We start from the raw sequence: 23601 nt of genomic DNA, 5'->3' as shown, positions 1-23601 counted from the left end.
CTTTGTGAGTGCTTTTTTGAAAGTAAGGAGAATTTTATGGCTAAAGAAATTATTGACGGTCAAACAATGACTCGTGCCTTGACCCGAATCACTTATGAAATTATTGAAAGAAACAAGGGGATCGAAGATCTTGTTCTAGTTGGAATTAAGACTCGCGGTGTCTTTGTGGCTCATCGAATTGAATCTCGACTAAAACAATTGGAAAATATTAATATTCCAGTGGCCGAGCTTGATATTACACCTTACCGTGATGACCAAACACATGAGGAAAAAGATATTTCTAAAGTAAAGACTGAACCTTTGAATATTGATATCAATAATAAGCACGTTATTTTGACTGATGATGTTCTTTATACTGGTAGAACAATTAGAGCTGCAATGGATGCTTTGATGAGTGCTGGACGTCCTAAGAAGATTTCTTTGGCAGTTTTGGTTGACCGTGGACATCGTGAATTACCAATCAGAGCTGATTTTGTAGGTAAAAATATTCCAACTTCTCAAAAGGAAAAGATAAAAGTATCTATGAAAGAGATCGATGGAGAAGATAAGATCGAAATCGAATAAATATTTTGGGGAGTTGCTATAGATGAAACGTTATTTAATTTTAGAAGATGGAACTGTCTTTCCTGGTGAAGGATTTGGATCTTCTATTATTACCACTGGACAATTGGTAATATCAAATAATCGTACAGGAATTGAGCAATCGGTTACTGACCCTGATGCTGAGGGCCAAATCTTAGCTTTTACGATTCCTTCTGTTGGTAACTCAGGAATTAATCGTGATTTTTATGAGTCAATCAATTCACAGTGCAAAGGTGTGGTTATTGGCTCTTCAAGTCGATCAACTGTTGATGGTTCTATTTCATTTGAAGATTGGATCACTAGTTTAAAAATACCTGGGATAAAAAACGTCGATGTTAGAGCCTTGGCAAAACATATCGCTGAACATGGCGAAATGAAAGCTAGTATTATGGATACCCATGACGAACACGCGATTGACCAGATCAAGGCTTTGGTTTTACCTCCTGACCTTGTTAAACGAGTTTCAACTCGTCAATCGTATCCTAATCCTAATATGGGATTAAAAATCGTTATTGTAGATTTAGGATTAAAGTATTCAATTCTTAGACAGTTGTCATATCGTGACTGTAATTCTATTATCGTCAACTATAACTCGACAGTTGAGGAGATAGAGGATCTCCATCCCGATGGAATTATCTATTCAAATGGTCCTGGGGACCCTAAAGATTTACCTAGAACCATTAAAAACATTCAAATCCTTCAAAAAAAGTATCCTTTGTTAGGAATTGGTTTGGGCAGTCTTTTGATAGCTTTGGCAAATGAATGTCAAATTGTAAAATTGGCGCATCCACATCATGAATCTTCTTTAGCAGTTAAAGAAGTTGCCAGTGGCAAAATTGATTTTGTTAATCATAATCACTCTTATACTTTGGACCAAAAGTATATTGGTTCATCTGATTTTATCGTTACAAATGTCTGTGTAGCTGATGGAACAATCGAAGGTATTCGTCATGAATTTTTACCTATAATGGGCGTTTTGTTTGAACCAGAAGCTGCTCCAGGACCCACTGATGGTTATTATGTTTTTGACGAATTTATTGATTTAATTGAATCGGTTAAACAGCAAGAGGGGGTTAGAAGTCAATGGAGTTAGATGATGTACATACTATCTTAATTATTGGACCAACTAATAGTGATAAAAATGTTGATCTTTCAACCGCCTTGTATGATACTGTAAACATTTTGCATCAATTAGGTTATAAAACGTCGATAATTGTCGAAAATCCTACTTCACTACTTTCATCGGGAGTCTTTTACGATAAAACTATGGTCGAAAAAGTGACAGGTGAAAATGTTTTAAAGTATGTCAATAAATATCATCCCGACGCTATTTTACCAACCGTTGGGGATCGTAATGCTTTGGGAATTATTTCTAGTTTGAATGGTAAAATCGGTACTACTAAAATTTTAGGGCCTAATTTTGCCGCTTCATTAGCTACTTTCAAAAGAGAGTTATTTATTAAACGATTGACAAAAGCACACTTGCCAGTTATTAAATTTATCTCTTCTGATGACGAAAAAGAAATTTATAGTTTCATTCGTTCGATCGGTTTTCCAATTATTGCTAGAAGACGTTATTCTAATCGTCATTCCAGTGGCTGGACTAATATTAATAATTTGTTTGAACTTGATAATTTCATGGCCTTGGAAGATATCGAAGATACCAAAATAGAAATTGAACGTAGTATTCGTGGTTTTAGTGAATATTCGTTCACAATTTTACGTGATCGTTATGATAATTCTTCACTAGTTGGAACGATTGAAGATATTGAACCTATTGGTATTCATCATTTGGATTCAAATTTAATTTCTCCAGCTATTTCTTTGAATGATTCCAAGTTGCAGCGCTTAAGAAACTACTCTATTAAATTGGCTCGAGCTTTCAATATTATTGGTATTTGTACAGTCCATTTTGCCTATAATCATGTAACAAATGAGTCTTATATTACTGAATTTATTCCTCGTCTGAGTGAAGAAACTAAATTTCTTGAATATGCTACTAGTTATCCAGTTGCCACAGCAGTGGCTGAGCTTTGTTTGGGATATCATTTAGATAAGTTACAATTAGATGCCGGAAGTTTCTTTAACGGGGCAACAGAGCCCTTTGTGGACCATATAACATCTCGCTTCCCACAATGGAAGACTCCCGGTCAAAAATATCTAGGTCCAAGTAAGACTTCTGATTCCAGTATTGTCGTGAATGGCTTTAGCTTGGAAGAGGTCTTAAACAAGGGTGCCTTGAATGACAAGTTAAACAATAATTTTGATCGTTACAACGAGTTGAGAAAACTCGATGATGATGAGTTATTTGAAAAGATTATTCATCCTACCAACTGGATGCTAGATGTTTTACTTGAAGCTTTAAGAAGAAACTTTGAAAAACCTGTTCTGTCTGAGATTACGGGCATTAATCCACCATATTTATCAGCCTTACAAAATATCATTGATAATAGCTTGATTATTCGCGAAGGCGAAATTGATGGAAAAAACGTTGAGCGTATGGTTGAAATGGGCGTCAAAGGAGTAGGTCATAGTAAATTATTGTTAGATAGTTCTGATATCGTTACTAAAACGGTTGTTAAGAATAAACAAGCTGTTTCCGTAGCTAACAATGATTTTATGAATCACAATTACTTTGTTACTAGCGGCATTAGTAATGAACTAGAATTGAGTGATCGTAAAAAATTTGTAGTTAGAACACCGATCATTACATCCAAAACCGATATAATGATTCGCCAGTTTGTTTTGTTCCAATTAGCAAAATCCATTGATCAAAATGGTTTAGAACCAATCATTATTGGTCGAGAACCTTGGAATGCACCATTAGAGATGCGCCGAAAGGTTGTTGAGATTGATGATCCACACATGGAAGTAAAGAGCTTAGGTTTGATTGACAATGATAGTGTTTTAAATATTATTGACTTATCAAAGAATTTAGTCGACACAGATGATAAGCGAGTCTTTCAATTCAGTGCTCAAGAGATTAAGAATATTGATCTTGAAGGTAATACTTCTGTTAGAGTTATGGTCGTCAGCGATGGTGAGAACTATTTGGCTCCTTCAGTGATCTATCAAGCTAAACGAGATAATCATCTTTATGAGATCAGTTCAGTTAATAATTTTATGACACCAGAAGATCGAGCTGATATTGCCGAACTTATCACTCAAGAATTAGAAGATGATCATAATGTTGATATCTATAATTTTGAAATGGTCAAAAATCATGATCATTGGTTAGTAACCAAAAAATATCGAGGCATGACGAACGATATTATTCGTCATGAGTTGGCAAGTTCAGTCCATGTTATCGACACATTAGTAAAATTATTGCTTGGTAATAAAATTGATTCTGATTTGAGTTTGGAAAAAATCTTTGATAATTTTGATGAGAAATATCTTTTAACTATTGATGATAAAAAGTACAAACTATTAGATAAAGAAGAAATCCAAAATAAACTTACCGAGTTAAGTAAAACGGAAGCATAAAAAAATATCTATTTAAGATTAAGTACTCAATATGGGTACTGTATCTCTAAATAGATATTTTTTTACTTTTCTTGCAACTCTGCAACCAGTTTACGGTCAGGATCAACTAAAATAGTTTTTTGTCCTTCAAATATCACAAACCCAGGCTTAGCACCATTAGGTTTACGGATATGTTTTACCTGAACGTAATCAACGGGAACTTTGCTAGAGTCGCGAGCCTTAGAGTAGTAGGCAGCAATTGTAGCTGCTTGAGTAATTGATTGTTCATCTGGTTCACTAGTTTTTAAAATGACGTGGGAACCAGGGATGTCTTTAACATGGAACCAATAATGATTCTTTTGAGCAATCTTCATAGTCAATTGGTCATTTTCAAGGTTATTTTTACCAACTGTAATTTCAACACCAGTCGTTGACTTGAAGTTTTCGCCAATCTTCTTTTTACGTTTCTTACGAGCGTTCTTACGTTTCTTCTTAATATAGCCAGAATCAATCAATTCATCGACAATACCATCAACATCTTCGATATCAACGTATTCCAACGATGCCAAGACAGATTCTAGATAGTTGACTTCGTTAGTAGTGATTTCGAGTTGTTCTTTAATATGAGGAATTGAATTTTGAAGTTTACGATATTTTTTGTAATAACTTTGAGCATTTAACGAAGGAGAATACTCAGGGTTAAGTTTGATTGTAACTTCTTCATTATTATAATAGTTGGTCAAAGTAATTGAACTAGAACCGCGTTTGATTTGTGACATATAAGTCGTTAGTAGTTCACCATAGAGGTTGTATTTACTCATAACATCAGTTTGTTGCAACTGTTTGTTAAGCTTTTTAACCTTGGACTTATCTTTTTTCAAAATAATATCTAAGCGATGAGTTATACTCTTGGTTTGTTGCTCAATTCGGTCAACACGTGCTTTATCAAGATAATAATTATCTAAAAGTGTACTTAAATTAGGATAATCATTTACTTCTTTAGTTGTATTAGTAAAAGCAATTGGGAAAAATCCTAATTTATTTTTACTATTAGAATTGGCTGTATTAGGGTGAAGATCATTTTGATATAAACTGAGAAAATCATTTAAAGAATTACCTTGGGCGATGAATTTTTCCAATTCCATCGAAGTATCTAAACCGATACCTTCATACTTTTTACGAATATCGCTAGCAGATAAATTTTGAAGGTTCTCATTTTTTGTTGAAAATGGATTGATTTTATTCTGTGCAGGCGGTAGTTTATAATCATCTCCTGGTAATAGACCACGAAAACTATTATTTTCTGGAGAAACACGTTTGATTAAATCAACTATTTTTCCAGTTTCTTTACTGATTAAAAAGATATTACTGTGACGAGCCATGATTTCAGTAATTAGGGTGTAATCATGAATATCTCCTAATTCATTTTTAGCTGAAAGATCAATCATAACTACACGATCATTGTTCAGTTGTCTGAACTCTTGAACGATGGCACTAGTAATGTACTTTCTCAAAGACATCACAAAGGTTGATGGTTTAGCAGGATTAGCAAAAGGTTGATCTGTTATCTGAACACGAGCATATGATGGGTGAGCCGATAATAAAAGCTGACGATTCTTACGATTACTTCTAATTGTAAGAATTAGTTCGTTAGCAAATGGCTGTTGAATTTTGCTGATTCGACCGCCACTGAGGTTCTGATTTAATTCGTTTACCATTGAGTGGGTAAACATTCCGTCAAAAGACATATTTTAAGTCCTTTCTAAAAATACTTGATAATTTCTGAAACTTTTATTCTGTAGTAAAAATAAAATGAATGAATATGATATAATCTAATGGTTATACAATCATTATACGTAACCAAACAAGGAATTGATAAATTTATGAAAATAGCCATTGTAACAGATAGTACATCTTATTTGCCACAAGAAATCGTCGATAAATATAATATAACAGTTGTGCCGATAGAAGTAGTATTTAATACTAAAACATATCGTGAAGATATTGATATTACTACATCCCAATTCTATGATTTATTACAAGAATCACCAGAATTACCTTCAACGGCTCAACCTTCGATTGGTGAAATGATGAACATATACGATAAACTGGCTAAAGAAGGCTATGATACCGTAATTTCGATTCATTTAGCAAGCACTATTTCAGGTTTTGTAAATAATCTTAAAAGTGCTGCTCAAACAATTGATAATATTAACGTCGTTGTTTACGATTCTCAGATCACAGTGCGTTTGATGGGCTATTTGGCTCAAGAAGCTGCACGAATGGCCCAAGAAAATAAACCATTGGATGATATCATTGCCCGTCTTGATACGCTGAGAGATTCAATTGGTGAATCATTCGTCGTTGATGATTTGAAAAATTTAGTTAAAGGTGGCAGATTATCTAATACCTCTGCTGTTATTGGTACTGTATTAAATATTAAACCTTTACTGGAATTTGACAATGATAGTCATAAAATTGTGGCTTATGATAAAGTCCGCTCCATGAAAAAAGCCAAATTAAAGGCCGAAGAAAAACTTGCAATAGCTATGGATCAGGCAACACATCCATTACGATTGTTAGTTATTGACGCTGATGATCCCAAAGCTGGAGATCGTTGGGCGGGAGAACTTCATGAAAAGTACCCTCACGTTACACTAGACCGTTCATATTTCGGCCCCGTTATTGGAGCTCATTTGGGTAAAGGTGCCATTGCCATTGCCTGGATTAGGGATTTTGATAAATCATAACTATAAAAAGCCGTAAGGCTTTTTTATTTTTCCAGATTAATATAAAATATTTATTATAATTAATGCTTTATTAATATACCCATTGAGTTAAAATAAATGTAACCATTATTTTCACGATGAAAAGGGGAAGTATCATGTTTTCTAAGACTAAGAGAGCAGCTATTTTAGTAGCTGCAAGTGCGCTTCTTGCAACAAGTTTAGGAGGTAATATTGCGTATGCTGATGTAACCGCAGATACTAATTCTACGACTACTACTAATACCAATGTAGCAACTGCTACTAACGACACCAATAATACGAATAATCAAGTTGTTAATAATACCACTTTGGATTCAAAGGATAACGCAACTACTGCCAACTCAAATGCTACTGATTCTAATAATAGTGTGGCTACAACTCAGGCTAAGTATAATAATATTGATGTAGCAGCAGTTAAGTCAGCAATGTTAACTGAATTGAATCGTTTACGTGCTCAAAATGGCCTTTCAGCACTTACTTCGGTTAATACTTTAAATTCATATGCACAGTCAAGAACTGATGGTTTTACCAATACTGGGGTTGATAATCATGCTGGTTGGAACTCTGCATATATGTATCCTTATAATTTAGATGCTGAAGAAAACATTGCTCAAATGCCTTACTCAATGTTGGGTACTATTGATCCCGCAACTATTGCCCAAAAGATCACACATGAATTTTACAGTGAAACATATGATCCTGAACCAAATTATGGTCACAGAAAGAACATGCTGAATCCTTATGTTAATTATGTTGGAATTGGTGTCAGTGTTGGCGGCAATGGTATGGTTTACTTTTCACAGGAAATGGGAAATGACCAAGCAGCACACAGTAAATATGATGCCAGCGATATTTATTCATACTATTTAACTAACGAAAATGATTACGCTAATGTGTCAAAATATGATGTTGCTGATGCCGGTAAAACTGGCGCTGATTATCAAGACCGTGATAACTATAAGACAGCCGATATTCGTGGTGGTGTAACTACTAAGGATAAGCTTACAAGAGTTTACGATCGTTATGGTAATCAACGTACTGATTATGAATTAGCACCAAATTCATCATGGATCTCAGATGTTATCGCAATTATCGATGGTAATTTCTACTATCATGTAAGTACCAATGGTTTCGTTGCTGCTGAGGATGCACTCCCATGGGCAACATTCTTAGCTGGTACAACAGTTAAAGCAACAACAACTGCTAAAGTTTATAATGATTCTGGTGTTTATACTGGTCAAACAGTAGCTGCTGGAACTCAATGGATCGTTGACAGACGTGCCACAAATCCTTTGACAAATGTAAAGATGTACCGTATCGGTACTAATGCTTGGATTCAACAAAATCAATTGGCTCAACTTTAAGAATAAAAAATAAGTCATCAATTATGATGGCTTATTTTTTTGCGGTTAAATTCATTTATGAAGTCTGTAACGTTTCTTGGTATGAATGAAATCAAAATAACAAAGGCCAAACTAAGTAAGAAATTTAAAAAGATGGAACCGATAATAATTCCATAATTCCAATAGACATCATTTGACGTTGCAAGATTCCCGGTTACGACGAATAATGTAGCATTAACAATAAATATGATCGTAAATAAGGTCGATAATTTGATTAAATTGCCAATTGAATTAGCTCTTCTGTTAAACGGGTAGTTGATTAGATAGGACACCAAAGTAATCAAAAAGACAATGATGACAATATGAAAGGGCAACTTCCATTCTGTTAGGAATTGTATGAAAAGCAGAATAGAACTTGCCATTAATATCAGATATAATGGAAGAATTCTTTTTTGATTTTTAATGTTACCCTCAATTTGAGTTTGATAGTAATTAACAGTTCCACTATCTTTTAATAAACTATCTAATGAAATATCATAGTTATCACTGATTTTAATTAATGTTGTTATATCAGGAAAACTACGATCATTTTCCCAACCAGAAACTGTTTTTCTGGAGACATTCAAAGAGTCCGCAAATTCAGCTTGAGTTAGATGATTTTCTTGGCGACATATTTTTATCTTTTTAGAAAGCTGCATGAGTATCTACTCCTAATTCTTAATCCTAATCTAAGTGAGATAGAGTTGTTTGTCGATTACTGTGTTTCAAATTTATTATAAGAGAAAATTACATACTATGACAAATTGGTTTATGAATCTTTGCACTTAGGATATGCAATAAGGCATTAAAGTTCTAATATATATGTTATACAAAGATTGGAGAAAGCTAATGCTAGAAAAAGACATTTATGATAATGTTCAAAATGCTGAATCTATGTATGATCAATTACCTTTTAATTTTATTATTAGAAACAAGGCTTTTTCAAAAGAAGATTTAACTGACTGGCAATACAGAGAATATAAAAAGACAGCCACATTGTTGAATAAATTGTTTAATGCCAATTTAGATTTAAATTTGCCATATCTTGATTTAAAGAAATCTGTAATAACTTTTAAAATGGCTATTGGTCAAGAAACACTATCTAGACGGCTTTCAGAACAATTGAAACTGGGAAACTTAGCTACGATTGCTGGGGTAAAAACAGCTTTTCAACGGCGAAAAGTCTCTGTCGCGGATCTTTATTTAGATACTGATATTGATTCACAATTTTTTATTGATACTTTTAATCAGATGATGACCGTAAATAGTGAAGAAAACCAATTTTACAATTTTAAGGCTAATCCGAACCATTTCTACAGCAGTGGCTCAGATACTAGTCAAACGGTCGTTGAAATGACTGGTGGCACAAGGATTGCAAATAAATTTACTCTCGTTTATGGGGATGAATCAGGACTAAAGACTAATCCTAATCCCGATTTTCAATTTGAGTCTGCAGGAACTGGAAAAAATGATTCTGGACTTGTGATTGGTGGTGTCAGACATTTAATGACATCTAGCAATGGTGTTTTTCATGCGAGACTACAAGTTGAGTTTCCCGCATCGATGCCAAATTATTTCATCAACCAACACGCAATTCACTTATTGGTTGAATTTAGTAATTGGTTAACTGATATTGAAATGAAACATCATTCCTAGTTGTATTATCATATTTAATAACACTAAATAATTCAGGAGGATTTTAAATGCAAGGATACAGTTTTACTTCCCCAAAACAGGCTGGCTTAGAAGATTTAAAAATACATGAATCGACAATTCCCAGTCCAAAGCCTGACGAAGTTTTGGTTAAGGTAGATAGTATTGGTTTGAATCCAGTCGATTATAAATTGATTGGATCACCATCATCTGATTTTGAATATCCGCATATTTTTGGCTTGGATGCTGCTGGTACAGTAGTATCTGTTGGTAAAAATGTCACAGATTTTACAGTTGGTGAGCGCGTTTCGGGACACAATAACTTAGTAAACGATGGAACCTTTGCAGAATACGCAATCTTTCCCGATTATTGTTTAGCCAAAATTCCTAATAAAGTTTCTTTTGAGCAGGCTGCAGCTATGTTATGTGGAGCCATGACGGCATATCAAGCTATTTTTCGAAAAATGAATTTAACCGGTAAGAAAAATATTTTGATCCATGCTGGTGCGGGCGGTGTTGGCTTGATTGCGATTCAATTGGCAAAGTTAATGGGCTTAACTGTAATTACCACAGTTTCATCATCCAAGATAGAATTTGTTAAATCTTTTCATCCTGACAAAATAATTGACTACAAAAAAGAAGATGTAACTACCGAGGTTATGAAGTATACCAATGGAGTTGGCGTCGATTTGATTTTGAATACAGTCAGTGGTGAAGCAAAAACAGATATTGAAGAACGACTGGCTTATAACGGACAATTAGTTTGGATCAACGAAGCTCCAGAATCGATTGATCAGAATTTTCTTGCTCAGCAGGGTATTACTATCAGTGCTTTGAATCTAGGTGGAGCACATAGAAGTAACAGTTACTCTCAAAAAAGAGATTTAGGAATTATAGCGACTAAATTATTGAATCTAGTTGCACAGGAAAAATTAAATCCTTGTATTACTGAAATTTTGCCATTCGATCAATTAGTTAGTGGACTGGAAAAACTGTATCATCACGATACGGTTGGAAAAATTGTTGTTAAGATTTTAAAGTAAATATAGTCGATGAAAATTGATATTTTTAGGATTAGACAATTTAATTTTAAACAACTTATTTTAATTAATGTTATGTAACTTTGGAGAGAGATAACTTTATATACAAAAAACAATCTTCTCAAACCCTTTAGAAATCTGAAGATTGTTTTTTGTATATATCTTTTTAATTAAACTGAAATGATTATTTACTCGGCAATTTTACTCTTTAAAAACGAGATAAAAGTTTGTTTAAACTTTATTCTATTCTGATCATTCGTGTCTGTATTGTATCGTAATTGATAATGTATATCAATCCAAGCAATCATTCCATTCATTTCTACTTTTACTCTATATACAGGAAGCCCTTCCGAGGTAGTGAGGTTAAAAGCTACAAAGTTTCCTGGATCAAGTGTAATAGAGTTAGTGATTTTTTTATAGGACTCTTCATACGTTTTTTTGTGAAATTTTTTAATTAATTTCGACAGAAATCCTGAATCCTTATCTGAACCAATATTATATTCGAATAATTCTATTTTTGATGGAAATTCGTTAGATCCGAATATCCATGTTCTTTTTACATTGGATATATCGTCTGAATTATACTGTAATTCAACTTTCATTTCGTAGCTTATTTTATTAAACTCGTCGGACTTTATTACCCTAACCAAGAAGTTTTCGTATTTATAACGATTATCTTTAAACCAAAATAATAAGGGTACCAATATAATTAAGAGGTAAAACACAATTTTCCAGCCAAGTCCTTCAATATTTATATAAAAAAATGTTTGAAGAAAGCTTAATATCGTTTTTAACATTAATTACTCCTTTTTATTCAAGTGTATTTAATAGTAATCAAATACTAATATGATATTTTTTTGTTTATCCGAAATCAATTTGATCAAGCATTGCTTCACGTGATTCTTGATCCAGACCCAGATATGCCAAAGTCATCTGTTGGCTACTGTGGTTCAATAATCTCATTACCAGACCGATATTATAGTTCGATTGGACATAAACACGATAAGCACCGGTCTTTCTCATTGTATGTGTACCCAGATAATTAATATTCAGCAAGTCTCCAGTCTTAGACATTACTTTATAAAATTGCTTTTCAGTTATATGTCGTTCAGGTCGTTGCATTGATGGAAACAGCCATTCGGAATTCACCTTATTTTCTAGCAGCCATTTTTGATAAATCAATAGATCACGAGTAATAGGTTTCAAATATAAGGTATTAGGCTTTCCAGTTTTTTTATCATGAATAAAAGCTGTTTTCTTTAATTCATCGTATTTGTCAAAAACGTCGTCGTACTTCAAAGTCAAAACATCGGAGACTCGAAGTAGGGTAGCCTTCCCAGTTTGAAAGATCGTATAATTTCTGCGACCGTATTTAAAATTTCGTAATAACGTATCTTGAACTTCACTTAAAATGTTACTGTCTTTGATTGGTAAAACTAATTGTTTCATTATTTCTCCATTCAGAACAATTGATAGTAATTTTAGAACTCAATTACTTAAAATGCCGGTTTAATAGGCTTTTTGATTATGGGGGCTATTATTTAGTATATTGAATAAATAGACCCTAGGTATTAATTGTAATTTTTTTGGCTTGATAAGTCAATGTTTTGCAGGGGCTATTTCTTACAAATAGCCCCTGTTTTTGGTAAAAAAAGGCGATTTTAATGAATCTTAATTCTACGGCCTAGTTCATTCTTTTGACTACCAACTATACATTCTTGTTTCGTAGAACGCGCCTGTCAGCATCACTGATTTTGAACAATAAAAAAGACTCATTAGGATTTCTTTTTAACAGGTAATAATGAAAATATCGAATAATATATAAATCAATACAAAAAAGTTCCAATTAAATATACTAGACAATTGGAATATTTTATACGGTTATCGTTTGTTTTCTTATTTCATAGCACGTATAATTACAACCAAAGACAAGGGAGTAACTGGCAGGATTTTATCTGTAACAAAATCGTCAGCAAGACTTAAAGTCTGGTTTTGTTTTAAACAGTGAGACTTGTACACAAGTATTTGTGTGCAAGTCTTTTTTTATAAAAAAATTAAAAAGGAGATTTTATCAATGAAAACACAAGCTAAGAATACCGACAAAAAGTATCGATACTATGCACTTGATAAAGCTTCATTACTAAAGGATTTGAATACAAGTATTAATGGCCTCAAAGAGAAAGTTGCCAAAGAACGCTTACAGGAAAATGGCTCCAATACATTAATACAAACTAAAAAACAAAGTTTGGTTCAGCGGTTCTTTAATCAATTCAAAGATTTCATGATTATTGTTTTATTAGTTGCTGCCTTTGTTTCGGGCGTTGTTGCCAAAGAATGGGCCGATGCCGGATTGATTTTAGCGGTTGTCATTATTAATGCTGTTTTTGGTGTTTTTCAGGAATCCAAGGCTGAAGAAGCAATTGACGCTTTACGCGAAATGTCTACTCCTGAAGCGCATGTTATGCGTGACGGAAAAATAACTACCATTAGTAGTGAAAATCTAGTTGTGGGTGATTTGGTTTTATTAGAAGCTGGAGATATCGTTCCGGCTGATATTCGATTAACCGATTCAGCTTCAATGAAAATAGAAGAATCAGCTTTAACTGGTGAATCAGTACCTGTTGAGAAGAAAACAGAACAATTACTTGATGAAGATATTCCTTTAGGTGACCGAACAAATATGGCATATATGAATAGCAATGTCACTTATGGACGCGGTCAAGGAATTGTCGTAGGCACTGGCATGAATACTGAAGTTGGTCATATCGCTGGCATGATAAATCGTAGTGAAGAGAACATTACACCTCTACAAAGTAACTTGAATTCTTTGGGCAAGGTTTTAACTTGGTTAATTTTAATTATTGCAACAGTAATTTTTGTAGTAGGAATACTTAATAATAATTCTGGATTACCGACAAATGCATTGATTATAGAAATGCTATTAGTGGCAATTTCTTTAGCTGTTGCTGCAATTCCAGAGGGATTACCTGCTATTGTAACTGTCATCTTGGCCTTGGGTACAACTAGAATGGCTAAACGAAAAGCCCTTGTTCGGAAGCTGCCAGCGGTGGAAACACTTGGTAGTACAGATATTGTAGCCTCTGACAAGACGGGAACGTTAACTCAAAATAAAATGACAGTTGAAAAAGTTTATCAATATGGGCATTTACAAGATGCTAAAGATACTATTTCAGGAGCAGATAAAGTTTTACAAATTATGACTTTTAGTAATGATACTAAAGTTCAAGATGATGGCACTTTGATTGGTGATCCCACCGAAACAGCTTTAATTCAATTTGGCCTTGACCATCAATATCAAGTTGAAGATGAATTAAAGAAAGAGCCCCGTGTATCGGAAGTGCCTTTTGATTCGGAAAGAAAATTAATGTCAACAATTCACCGCTTGAAAGATGGTAAATTCTTAGTAGCTGTTAAAGGAGCTCCAGATATGTTGTTACAAAGAGTTACTAGAATTCAAACTACTCCAAATGAAGTTCGTGATTTTACTGAAATTAATCAAAAAGAAATCTTAAAGCAAAATAAACAAATGGCATCACAAGCTTTGAGGGTCTTGGCGATGGGATATAAAATTATTGAACAAATTCCCGCTACGATAATTTCTGAAACCATTGAAAGCGATTTAATTTTTGCGGGATTAGTGGGAATGATTGATCCTGAACGTCCTGAAGTAGAAAAAGCAGTTGCCGATGCTAAAAAAGCAGGGATTCGTCCTTTGATGATTACTGGTGATCATCAGGATAATGCTGAGTCTATCGCTGCAAGATTGGGAATTATTAAGGCAGGTGATGATAAGGCCGTTATTACTGGCGCTCAATTAGATAAAATGAGTGATGAAGAATTTGATAAAAAGGTTAGTCAATATTCAGTTTATGCTCGAGTTTCACCAGAACATAAGGTAAGAATTGTTAGAGCTTGGCAAGATCAAGGGAAAGTTGTTGCTATGACAGGTGATGGAGTTAATGATGCACCTGCTTTGAAATCAGCTGACATTGGTATTGGAATGGGTATCACTGGTACTGAAGTTTCTAAAGGCGCTTCTGATATGGTTCTAGCTGATGATAATTTTGCAACCATCATCGTAGCAGTTGAGGAAGGACGAAAGGTTTTCTCTAATATTCAAAAATCAATTCAATATTTGCTGTCAGCTAATTTAGGTGAAGTTTTAACACTCTTCATCATGACCCTACTCGGATGGGATATTCTTTTGCCGGTTCAACTACTTTGGATTAATTTAGCAACTGATACTTTTCCAGCGATTGCATTAGGAGTTGAACCAACAGAACCGGGAATTATGGATCGTAAGCCACGGGGACGTAAATCCAGTTTTTTGAGCAACGGTATCGGATCTTCTATTGTTTACCAGGGAATTATTGAAGGATTAATTACTCTAAGTGTCTATGGCTTGGCTATCATGTATCCAGTTCATACTGGTAGTGAGGCAATCCACGCCGATGCTTTGACAATGGCTTATGCTACTTTAGCGTTGATTCAGCTGTTCCATGCATTCAATGTTAAATCAACATATCAATCAATTTTTAAAGTTCATCCATTCAAAAATAAGTTTTTTAATATTGGAGTATTAGCTTCTTTCATTATGGTAGCAGTGACAATTGTCGTACCGGGATTTAATAGTCTTTTCCATGTAACGAAATTAATGCTCTTACAATGGTCGATTGTTCTCGTAGCAGGACTAATGATGATTGGTATTGTTGAAATTGTTAAATTTGTTCAACGCCACATATCAAAGAATTATTAAACAAAAATTCTAAGTATATTAATCTCATTTAAAGTCAGACAAATACTTTACTGACTTTAAATGGGATTTTTTAATTGTCCACTTATAACTCAATCAATTATTTCCTAACTAAATTTACTTATTTGAACAGACGATTGAATTAGACAAGTTCATTAGTCATACTGAAACTATAAATAATTCATTGGAGAAATTGATATGAATAGTGATTTAAGAAATCTATTGCTAGCAACCAATTTAGGTAAAAGTCGTGATCATCCATTGGCAGGATGGAATATCCTAACTATTCTTTATGGAAATCGAGCCAGTGCAGATATTCCACAGACCTTAGGATTTTTAGTCGAACAGTACAATGCCAATTACTTAGATAGCGAAAGTGAGGAAAATTTAATTACCGATGCCGTAATCAAAAATATTTTAAAAACATTAGAAGAAGATGCCAAATTTATTGAGGTGTCACCTAGAAAAATCAGAGTTCGAATGACAAGCGGAGCCTATCATATGCAGAATGCTCCTGTATATCGAATTACTAGTCAAGGAATTGAATATTTATCAATGCTCCCTAAAGTTCTTGACGCTGAATCAACAGTCACTGCCAATACTGCCAGAATCAAAGAGTACTGTGATTTGTTAAATAAATTGAATTCTGAACATCTAGATACTTCACACACTCAATTATTTAATGATTTTTATAACATGGTTTCTGCATATTCCGACGTGATGAAAGGAATGCATAAATTAAGCGAAAACTTAGAAGAAGTATCGAATGACTTAGCCTTTAATCATGGCGGAAAAATTGCTGAACATTTAAATCAAATGTTGACAGAAAAAGCAGTCCCCGCTTATAAGCAATTAATTTCTCAAGGACCAGTTATTCGAGATTTGAATCGTAATAGTATTTTTCCAGATCAAGTAGCTAGAAGTCGTCAAGGCGAAGATAGCCTAGAAATTGATCAAGCCATTGATAATCGAATAAAATTGTCTGTTCAAATACATCGTGATAAGAGTTATGTTAAAACACAGTTACAAAATTTATCCAACAGCTTTGATCCAACCTCCACTGGGATTGATAGCAATTTTGATTCAATTTATCTAATTTTTAATACGATTAAGGATTCCATCGATTTATTGAGCGATGAGTACGACCATATCAATGCTCAAACGATTGATGTTAAGCAATTGACAAAACAAATTGATGAACTTTTAACTCACTATCAAAATATTTCGATGCCAGTTCAATTACCTCGACACTTGGCACAGGATAGAGAAATTTCTGACTCAAATGATTTATTGGAAGCTGGGACTCTTGGTCCAGTTATTTATCAAGCTAATTCATTTGTTAGACAAGTTGCTACTGCTGAAGATAATCCTGAAGTTGCTAATGATGATGAAATCATCGAAAATTACGCTGATGCATTAAAAGAATTTCAAAATTTAGTTATGATTAGTGATAAAAAGGGGCGAGTTGATCGTAATTTAGAATTAGAAAACTTATTGACAAGGGATGAAATAATTCGTTTATACAGTGCCACTAATTATAATCATTATGAAAGTTTTGCTCCATTTGGTCGCCCTGTTAAATCAGTCAAAAGAATCATTGAATCAAAAGCGATTTGGATACACTGTAAAAAAGAACAATATAGCGTTCAATTACCAAGTGGCTTTTATTTTAATTTTTAAAGAAAGCGAGAATTAATGTGACTATTCAACTTAATAATCCTGAACGTTTAGTTATTAATCAACTCTTAGATACAGGCTTATTCACCAGCAAACCATATAAACCAACAAATGAAGTAGCTAATGCCGTTAAATCCATGAAGAAACCCCAATTTCAAAAGAGAATTAATTTTTATTTAAAGGATTTAATTGGTGTGGCTCCAGAAAATGTTCAAGAGAATATTTTATTATTATTTGGTAATGAATATGAAAATAGTGAAAATATTCATGTTCTACTTGCGACATTGAAGGCAGTTATTAATTTGCCCGAGTTACAAGCCAATCAAAAAGATCGATCCGTGTTAACTCAGACTATTGTTCGCCAGGTTCACAGCGAAGTAATCGACTTAGATGAAAAAGAAATAAGGCGGATTATTAACCAGTTATTTGTTGATCGCTTTAAACTTTTTACTTTGGACTATCCAGAATTAACACAGAGCGATCAAAGCCAGGAAGTGGCTGAATATTGGAACGTCAATTCAAATTTCAATCAAGTGGCTCAAGCCATCGTTAACCAATTACTTATTCACCAAAAATTGGATTTAAACGACGAACAAAAATTAAATCGTCTTCTACTAAATAGTCGATTTATAAGCCGGGAGTCTAATTTCACTTTATGGAACTATTTAATGGATCATAAAGACTCAATTAGTCAATCTTGGAAAAATTTAAATCGCTTTGATTTAGAAATAGGGGACAATTATGCCTTATTATTGGATACTAAACGACAACAAGTAAAGTCCAAGCCATCTGTCGTAGCAATCGCGGTAGCCAAGGCAATTCATACTGGGGTGAGTGAAAATAATTTAAATGATCTAATCAAAGAACAAACAAGAATAATATTTCCCAAGAATTCAATTGCACTCTCAGCAGTAAAAGAAGCTCTAATGGACTTTGGGTTAATTAAAATTAAAAATGAATTTATTTTTCCAACACCATTAATTCAACGCTTTTCAATTGAAAAAAATAATAGAGGTAATGATGATGAATAAAGAAATGTTGACGCCAGTAAGTTTTCATTTGAGAAATTTTAATAATTATATCCAACTTGACATTCCTGTTTCTAAAAGAGGTAATTTCACTTTGATTGGTGAGAATGCAGCTGGAAAAACTACTTTGGCCAATTGCTTTTTTCCAATGCTTGTTGATGGTTCAATTGCTACACCATCTTTTAATCCAGCTAAAGGAACCGATAAGATTGAGAAAACCTCAACTCGTAATTCAAAAAATGATACTCGAACATTTGAGAGTATGTTATTAGGTTGGGGAAAAGGAGCTATGAAGGTAAGAACCGGTTACAGTTACGTCCTTCTGAAGTCTAAATCACGGCAAGTAATCATTGGTATTGGTGCTCATAGAGCGGTTGGAGAAAATAGAAAACCTACCTGGTGGTTCGTTGCAACTAGTAACAATGTTAACGAGGAATTAGTGCTAATGACTACTGACAAAAATAATCTAGCACTTGAAAAAGATGCTTTCACAAAAATAAATGCTGCTTTGGGCAATAGTTTTAGAGTTTTTTCACAACTCGGTGAGTTCCAAAGTTACATTGCCGAAAATATTTATGGCTTTACTGATATCAGAAGCTTACACCAATTGGCTAACACATATCGACTGTTGGCATCTCCAATTTTAACTGCAGGTAATGCTAGATTGACACCCATTCTAGAAGCTATGAAGAATGCACAGGAGGGAATTGATAGTCAGATAATTAGCTCTGTTGCCGCTACGCAAAGAGGGGTAAACAGAAAAAGAGCCTTGTTAGAACGTATTTCTCGTGGACAAGATCGGTTAAAGCGATTGAAAAAAGAGATATTCTGGAGAAATTTCAATCGTTTGAATGAGCGTTACTTAGATCCGTATTCTAAGCTTCTTCAGCAAATAAACGAATTAAATGACAAAAAAGAGAAAGCACAAAAAGATTTTTCAGTTTACTCTAATCAACTGAAATTATTAAAATATCAATTAGAAAAAGCCTCTGAAACTGTTTCAAAACTTCAGGAACAAAAGGCTAAACAAAAATCTATTACGGAACAACGTGAAAATAAACTTGCAGTAGTGAAATTACTAAAACAGCAATTGAAAAATTACTCAGAGACAATTGACTCTTTAAGAAAACAAGAAGTGGAACTTGATAAGAGTCAAAAAAGAATTCAAGTGTTTGAAAGTGAAAAGAATCTTTTAAATCAAAACTTAACTTCTATTAAGAATAAAACCATTGAACAAACAAAGGGTCTTCAGCAATTGGATACTAACTTAACAATTATTAATCTCAAAAACCAATTAGAGAAGATGAAACATTATCTACATAAAATGAAAAATCTCCAAAAAGATTACCAAAACATCGTTGATAGTCAAATTCATTTGAATGAAGATATTAAAATCGTAACTAATATGCGTGAAAATATGGATGTAAAAATTGATTTAAGAACAAATGGTCCAGTCGTTGGTAGGATTAGAAATGGATTACATCAAGATAACTTAGAAGTTCATAATGCTGGTGCCGCTCAAATGAATACTCGTTATGCGGTTTTGGAGCAAAAAAAATTAGATTTACTGTCCAATAATCCTGATCTCAAGGAATTTTTAAGAGATTCCAATCTATATAAAAAATTAGATGATATTTCGAAGTATTTAACACAATTGAATAAGGAACTAGAGAAGAAGGATTCACAATTAAAAGATGAAAACTCAGATTTAATTCATATTCAAGAAGATATTTCTAAAATAAAACAAACTTTAGAAGATGAATTCAAAGATTTTGATTTAGAAGCAAAAAAAGCTAAAGTACAAAAGATTAACCAAGAAATTACCATCTTAGTCGTCGATCCACTCTTAAATGATAAATTCAACAAGGCTCAAAGCAATTTACGAAAATACCAACATTCAGAAACAGATTTGAATCAAAAGATTACTACTGAAACCACTAATATTTCGAACTTCGAAAATCAGAATAAAGAGCTAACAAGATCACTTAACGAGACAAAAGAACAAGCTGAATCTTATATAACATCACTTAAACCATATGCAATAGAGGATGTTGAGATAAACAATATAGATGATGCGATGATTTTTTTAAATCAACATCGCAATGGAGTTAAAAATTATAGATATGAAGAACTATCAACAAAAATTTCCAAATTAATTCGTACTAACAATAGAGATGGAATCGATCCATATGCTTTAGATACATTATTCGAAGATCGAGGGTACAATGATATATCTAGTTTAATGAGACAAAATCGATCAGTTTATGAAAATGATCTAATTACAGTCTCTTTTGATATTAATCAAGCACAGACAATTTTGGATAATGATCACTCTGCAGTTGAAAAATCTTTGAAACAATTAAAATCCGGAAACGAAGTTGCCCAGATAACTTATCTTCAAGCAGCAATTCATCAGATTTCTGATCAATATGAATTGATTGACGGCTATAATGATATGCTGGCTCAAGGAGTAAAACAGACTCATGGTATTCAATTGAAAGTATCATTGAAGCCTAAAGATGTTGATGAGCAAGTAATTAAGGAGGCACGAGATACATCATTAAGTAAGCGTCCTACTTTGTTAAGAGAAGTTCAAAATCGTTTAGAGAGATTGGCTAATGATACGGATGTAGCAGATGATGATGAATTATTCATGGAAAGAGCTTATCAACTATTAGACATTAGACAGTGGTCAGACTTTCAAATTTGGATTCACCGTAAACAAGCGGAAATTGGGGAATTCGAATTAGTCGATGATAAATTTGTGCAGTCAGGTGGATCTGGAGCTGAAAAGGCACAAGCTATGGTATTGCCATTGTTACTTGTTCCAAAAATGATTTTACATCGATCAAAAAAATCAGATGCTCCACATTTAGTTATGTTTGATGAATTTGCTGACAAACTAGACCCTGAAACTGCCAAATCCTTTGCCAGAACTATCGATCAATTTGGGTTCAATTTTCTAGCAACTATGCCAAGTGGGTCTCAAAATAAAATTTTAGCCGATGGAGTTGATAACATAGCTTACGATGTTATAGCACCAGTTAAAAAGAACGATAGTAAATTTCACAAGAATATTGTTCGACCAGCACTAATATGAACAAGGTGAAAAGATGAGTAAATATTTGAAAACTTACCAAGAAAAAACTGGAAAAATATTAAAACCACAGGCAATTAAACTAGATAAACTCTTCGATCATATCGAAAAGGGGATGCCATTACCACCACGTGGACAACAGGCTGTAAATTTGGGCTTTACCGCACATACTCTCAATGATTCAGGTGAAAATCCTGAAATTTATAAATACTATCATTGGGTAATCAATTATTTTTTTAAAGACAAGCCAATAAACGAATTGAGTTCTAATTTGATTGGAACTTCAATTGTCACTGCCAATTTAATTGAAACCAATCTACCACAGCCAATTACTCTAAATCCTTGGCAAATGAGAAGCCCTGAACTTTTCAAAATCAACTCTAAAAAGGTAATTATTATTGAAAATAATGGTGTCTTTATTTGGTTATACAAACTACATCCAGATTGGCCATTAATAAATCAATCGGGAAATGATTTTAACAAGACTTATAATGATTTTTTGAGAATGTTGACTTCAAAAAATACCGAAATGACTTACTTGGGAGATTTAGATAGTGAGGGCATACGAATTGCTGACCACCTTTCTTCAATATTACATACTACCCTATTTTCTATCCAAACCCCAGAAAGAGTCCTTGATTGGTTAGTTAGATATGGTAAAAATGATGTTGGACGTACAACAAAGCTTCCCATAGCCAATAAAATTTTACTAAAGGAAATGGAATCGATCAGTGCATTAGAAAAATTTGTTGAACAGGAACAGCTAATTAGTGATTACGAACAATACATCCCAGAATGGTTGAAAAAATAGTCATCTGTATGTATTATGATGTATAATGTACACACGAGGAGGCGATGCAAATGATTAATCCAGCTGATTTGAAACAAAATGTTAAAATGTTTAAAAATGGTAATTCATATGCTTTTAGAATTTCAAAAAAGGATAGGGAATTCCTCGATGCTGATAATGACACTCATTTTGAAAAAATTGTATCACCGGATGGTAAAGAAATAACTTTTAAAAAGATTGAAAAAGTACGTCCCAATGTTCTAGAAACTGCTAGTAAATTGTATGACAAACATTCTGATTTGATGAAAAGATTGGAAAATCTATGATTTATTTGACTGAAGAAGAGTTTGTAGCTATTAATGAATTAGTGCTAAAACACTCAAATAGTAAGTCTATTGGTATTCAATACCCTCAAGGATTAGATTTAGTAGTCAATCAACCCAGGCAGGTTGTTTTTGGAAAAGAATTATATCCCAATATTTGGATCAAAGCTGCTTTTATTATTCAGAAGATTACCAAAAAGCATATATTTATAGATGGAAATAAGAGAACAGCACTTTTATCTGGATTAACATTTCTTAGTATAAATGGGATTGAACTGAACTTTTCAACTGACGATGGTGAATCACTAATATTGAATGTAACTAATGGTTCGGATAATGATTCTATAATGGTTTCTTTAGCTGAATGGTTAAAGAGCCATTCTAAGCCTCTCCAATAATTAGGAGAGGTTCTTTTTTTGCTTAAAATTGATAATGTTTTGTCTTAGAGGACTAACTTTGCTAATTTTTTCAATGAAAATACCTAATAAACCCAAAATTTAATTTACATATAGTATGAAGTATAAGTTAATACTGGTTCAATTATCGGATTCTTCAAATATTTTTTTAAGCTATTATACTAGTATTTGTAATCAAGAACGAATCATTAAGAAGGAGCATGATATGAACAAAGAGTTTAAAGGAGTTTTATCAACGATTATCCTTGTTGGTATCCTAATGTTTATTAGTTTTCGTTTTGGACCTAGTGATGATTCTTTGGCCGCTAAGAACACGAGTCATATTTCGACAGTTAAAAAAATTAGGGACAAAGATGTGGTCGGTGTTTGGATCAATCATCATAACAAAAATCTTCATCAAAAAATAACTTTTCACAAAAATCATAAGTGGAATGAGAATCAACACGGTGTCAAAAACATTTATTCAGGCACATGGAAAATTGTTGGCAAAAGAACAATCAACTTGGCACCTTATGGAGAAAAAATTGTTTTTGATAAACATGATGTTAAGAAAATCGATGTAGTTAATTATCACCACATTTTGAATAAAAAATAGGATAGGAGAGC

General features: G+C 33.3%; 19 protein-coding genes. 15 read left to right on the top strand and 4 right to left on the bottom strand.

Annotation, left to right across the window (positions count from 1 at the left end; genetic code table 11):
* Nucleotides 1-36 precede the first annotated feature (36 nt).
* Genes pyrR through LAB100_RS01435 form a run of 3 tightly spaced genes read left to right on the top strand, consistent with a single transcriptional unit; the run spans nt 37 to nt 4068 of the window.
* Complete coding sequence (pyrR, locus tag LAB100_RS01445) at nt 37-564, top strand: bifunctional pyr operon transcriptional regulator/uracil phosphoribosyltransferase PyrR (protein ID WP_119326293.1); 528 nt, start codon at nt 37-39, stop codon at nt 562-564.
* A gap of 22 nt (nt 565-586) precedes the next feature.
* Nucleotides 587-1675 carry a carbamoyl phosphate synthase small subunit gene (locus LAB100_RS01440; protein WP_119326294.1) on the top strand — a complete coding sequence of 363 codons (1089 nt, stop codon included), beginning with the start codon at nt 587-589 and terminating at the stop codon, nt 1673-1675.
* Entirely contained in the window at nt 1666-4068 is a 2403-nt protein-coding gene (locus LAB100_RS01435) for an ATP-binding protein (RefSeq protein ID WP_119326295.1), read from the top strand. The genes LAB100_RS01440 and LAB100_RS01435 overlap by 10 nt, the downstream gene beginning before the upstream one ends.
* Before the next feature lie 62 nt (nt 4069-4130).
* Here the strand turns inward: LAB100_RS01435 and LAB100_RS01430 are convergent, their stop codons facing one another.
* A complete protein-coding gene (locus LAB100_RS01430) occupies nt 4131-5795 on the bottom strand; it encodes an Rqc2 family fibronectin-binding protein (RefSeq protein WP_119326296.1) in 1665 nt (554 codons plus the stop codon).
* A 135-nt stretch (nt 5796-5930) separates the two neighbouring features.
* Between LAB100_RS01430 and LAB100_RS01425 the strand changes: the two genes are divergently transcribed.
* Complete coding sequence (locus tag LAB100_RS01425; protein WP_119326297.1) at nt 5931-6797, top strand: DegV family protein; 867 nt, start codon at nt 5931-5933, stop codon at nt 6795-6797.
* A gap of 134 nt (nt 6798-6931) precedes the next feature.
* Nucleotides 6932-8179: a CAP domain-containing protein gene (locus LAB100_RS01420; RefSeq protein ID WP_162894190.1), complete on the top strand. Its 1248-nt coding sequence runs from the start codon at nt 6932-6934 to the stop codon at nt 8177-8179.
* Nucleotides 8180-8196: 17 nt separating this feature from the next.
* Here LAB100_RS01420 and LAB100_RS01415 read toward each other — a convergent pair whose 3' ends face one another.
* On the bottom strand, nt 8197-8856 hold the full coding sequence (locus LAB100_RS01415; protein WP_119326299.1) for a helix-turn-helix domain-containing protein: 660 nt from the start codon (nt 8854-8856) through the stop codon (nt 8197-8199).
* 190 nt (nt 8857-9046) lie between these two features.
* On the opposite strand from LAB100_RS01415, the gene LAB100_RS01410 reads away from it, so the two are divergent.
* Both LAB100_RS01410 and LAB100_RS01405 read left to right on the top strand, forming a co-directional pair.
* Nucleotides 9047-9853: a hypothetical protein gene (locus tag LAB100_RS01410; RefSeq protein WP_119326300.1), complete on the top strand. Its 807-nt coding sequence runs from the start codon at nt 9047-9049 to the stop codon at nt 9851-9853.
* 47 nt (nt 9854-9900) lie between these two features.
* The gene (locus LAB100_RS01405; protein ID WP_119326301.1) at nt 9901-10893 is read left to right on the top strand and encodes a zinc-binding dehydrogenase; all 993 of its coding nucleotides are present in this window, start codon (nt 9901-9903) and stop codon (nt 10891-10893) included.
* A 185-nt stretch (nt 10894-11078) separates the two neighbouring features.
* On the opposite strand, the gene LAB100_RS01400 is transcribed toward LAB100_RS01405, so the two are convergent.
* Together LAB100_RS01400 and LAB100_RS01395 are read right to left on the bottom strand one after the other, a co-directional pair.
* Nucleotides 11079-11687, bottom strand: a complete 609-nt coding sequence (locus LAB100_RS01400; RefSeq protein ID WP_119326302.1) for a hypothetical protein — start codon at nt 11685-11687, stop codon at nt 11079-11081.
* Nucleotides 11688-11751: 64 nt separating this feature from the next.
* Nucleotides 11752-12339 carry a site-specific integrase gene (locus LAB100_RS01395; RefSeq protein WP_119326303.1) on the bottom strand — a complete coding sequence of 196 codons (588 nt, stop codon included), beginning with the start codon at nt 12337-12339 and terminating at the stop codon, nt 11752-11754.
* Between the two features lie 625 nt (nt 12340-12964).
* Here LAB100_RS01395 and LAB100_RS01390 point away from each other — a divergent pair.
* From LAB100_RS01390 to LAB100_RS01355, 8 genes are all read left to right on the top strand, one after another.
* The gene (locus LAB100_RS01390; RefSeq protein ID WP_119326304.1) at nt 12965-15667 is read left to right on the top strand and encodes a cation-translocating P-type ATPase; all 2703 of its coding nucleotides are present in this window, start codon (nt 12965-12967) and stop codon (nt 15665-15667) included.
* 195 nt (nt 15668-15862) lie between these two features.
* Nucleotides 15863-17344 (top strand): hypothetical protein, encoded by a 1482-nt coding sequence (locus tag LAB100_RS01385; protein WP_119326305.1) that lies wholly within the window; start codon nt 15863-15865, stop codon nt 17342-17344.
* A 17-nt stretch (nt 17345-17361) separates the two neighbouring features.
* Nucleotides 17362-18372 (top strand): hypothetical protein, encoded by a 1011-nt coding sequence (locus LAB100_RS01380; protein ID WP_246001205.1) that lies wholly within the window; start codon nt 17362-17364, stop codon nt 18370-18372.
* Entirely contained in the window at nt 18365-21469 is a 3105-nt protein-coding gene (locus LAB100_RS11635) for an SbcC/MukB-like Walker B domain-containing protein (RefSeq protein ID WP_246001204.1), read from the top strand. The genes LAB100_RS01380 and LAB100_RS11635 overlap by 8 nt, the downstream gene beginning before the upstream one ends.
* Nucleotides 21470-21482: 13 nt before the next feature.
* Complete coding sequence (locus LAB100_RS01370; RefSeq protein ID WP_119326306.1) at nt 21483-22277, top strand: DUF2399 domain-containing protein; 795 nt, start codon at nt 21483-21485, stop codon at nt 22275-22277.
* A 50-nt stretch (nt 22278-22327) separates the two neighbouring features.
* Nucleotides 22328-22582, top strand: coding sequence for an AbrB family transcriptional regulator (locus tag LAB100_RS01365; protein ID WP_119326307.1), 255 nt, complete (start codon nt 22328-22330; stop codon nt 22580-22582).
* The gene (locus LAB100_RS01360) at nt 22579-22977 is read left to right on the top strand and encodes a type II toxin-antitoxin system death-on-curing family toxin (RefSeq protein WP_119326308.1); all 399 of its coding nucleotides are present in this window, start codon (nt 22579-22581) and stop codon (nt 22975-22977) included. The genes LAB100_RS01365 and LAB100_RS01360 overlap by 4 nt, the downstream gene beginning before the upstream one ends.
* 223 nt (nt 22978-23200) lie before the next feature.
* The gene (locus LAB100_RS01355; RefSeq protein WP_119326309.1) at nt 23201-23590 is read left to right on the top strand and encodes a hypothetical protein; all 390 of its coding nucleotides are present in this window, start codon (nt 23201-23203) and stop codon (nt 23588-23590) included.
* The last annotated feature ends 11 nt before the right edge of the window (nt 23591-23601 follow it).

Origin of the sequence: Companilactobacillus musae, from assembly GCF_003967595.1 — a bacterium.
Classification (GTDB): Bacteria; Bacillota; Bacilli; order Lactobacillales; family Lactobacillaceae; genus Companilactobacillus; species Companilactobacillus musae.
Note: the sequence above shows the minus strand (reverse complement) of the source record. Positions and strands in the feature narration are given on the sequence as shown.

What these genes read in the sequence shown, in the direction of transcription:
- pyrR (WP_119326293.1), top strand. Translation starts at nt 37, where the DNA reads ATGGCTAAAGAAATTATTGACGGTCAAACAATGACTCGTGCCTTGACC.
- LAB100_RS01440 (WP_119326294.1), top strand. Translation starts at nt 587, where the DNA reads ATGAAACGTTATTTAATTTTAGAAGATGGAACTGTCTTTCCTGGTGAA.
- LAB100_RS01435 (WP_119326295.1), top strand. Translation starts at nt 1,666, where the DNA reads ATGGAGTTAGATGATGTACATACTATCTTAATTATTGGACCAACTAAT.
- LAB100_RS01430 (WP_119326296.1), bottom strand. Translation starts at nt 5,795, where the DNA reads ATGTCTTTTGACGGAATGTTTACCCACTCAATGGTAAACGAATTAAAT.
- LAB100_RS01425 (WP_119326297.1), top strand. Translation starts at nt 5,931, where the DNA reads ATGAAAATAGCCATTGTAACAGATAGTACATCTTATTTGCCACAAGAA.
- LAB100_RS01420 (WP_162894190.1), top strand. Translation starts at nt 6,932, where the DNA reads ATGTTTTCTAAGACTAAGAGAGCAGCTATTTTAGTAGCTGCAAGTGCG.
- LAB100_RS01415 (WP_119326299.1), bottom strand. Translation starts at nt 8,856, where the DNA reads ATGCAGCTTTCTAAAAAGATAAAAATATGTCGCCAAGAAAATCATCTA.
- LAB100_RS01410 (WP_119326300.1), top strand. Translation starts at nt 9,047, where the DNA reads ATGCTAGAAAAAGACATTTATGATAATGTTCAAAATGCTGAATCTATG.
- LAB100_RS01405 (WP_119326301.1), top strand. Translation starts at nt 9,901, where the DNA reads ATGCAAGGATACAGTTTTACTTCCCCAAAACAGGCTGGCTTAGAAGAT.
- LAB100_RS01400 (WP_119326302.1), bottom strand. Translation starts at nt 11,687, where the DNA reads ATGTTAAAAACGATATTAAGCTTTCTTCAAACATTTTTTTATATAAAT.
- LAB100_RS01395 (WP_119326303.1), bottom strand. Translation starts at nt 12,339, where the DNA reads ATGAAACAATTAGTTTTACCAATCAAAGACAGTAACATTTTAAGTGAA.
- LAB100_RS01390 (WP_119326304.1), top strand. Translation starts at nt 12,965, where the DNA reads ATGAAAACACAAGCTAAGAATACCGACAAAAAGTATCGATACTATGCA.
- LAB100_RS01385 (WP_119326305.1), top strand. Translation starts at nt 15,863, where the DNA reads ATGAATAGTGATTTAAGAAATCTATTGCTAGCAACCAATTTAGGTAAA.
- LAB100_RS11635 (WP_246001204.1), top strand. Translation starts at nt 18,365, where the DNA reads ATGAATAAAGAAATGTTGACGCCAGTAAGTTTTCATTTGAGAAATTTT.
- LAB100_RS01370 (WP_119326306.1), top strand. Translation starts at nt 21,483, where the DNA reads ATGAGTAAATATTTGAAAACTTACCAAGAAAAAACTGGAAAAATATTA.
- LAB100_RS01365 (WP_119326307.1), top strand. Translation starts at nt 22,328, where the DNA reads ATGATTAATCCAGCTGATTTGAAACAAAATGTTAAAATGTTTAAAAAT.
- LAB100_RS01360 (WP_119326308.1), top strand. Translation starts at nt 22,579, where the DNA reads ATGATTTATTTGACTGAAGAAGAGTTTGTAGCTATTAATGAATTAGTG.
- LAB100_RS01355 (WP_119326309.1), top strand. Translation starts at nt 23,201, where the DNA reads ATGAACAAAGAGTTTAAAGGAGTTTTATCAACGATTATCCTTGTTGGT.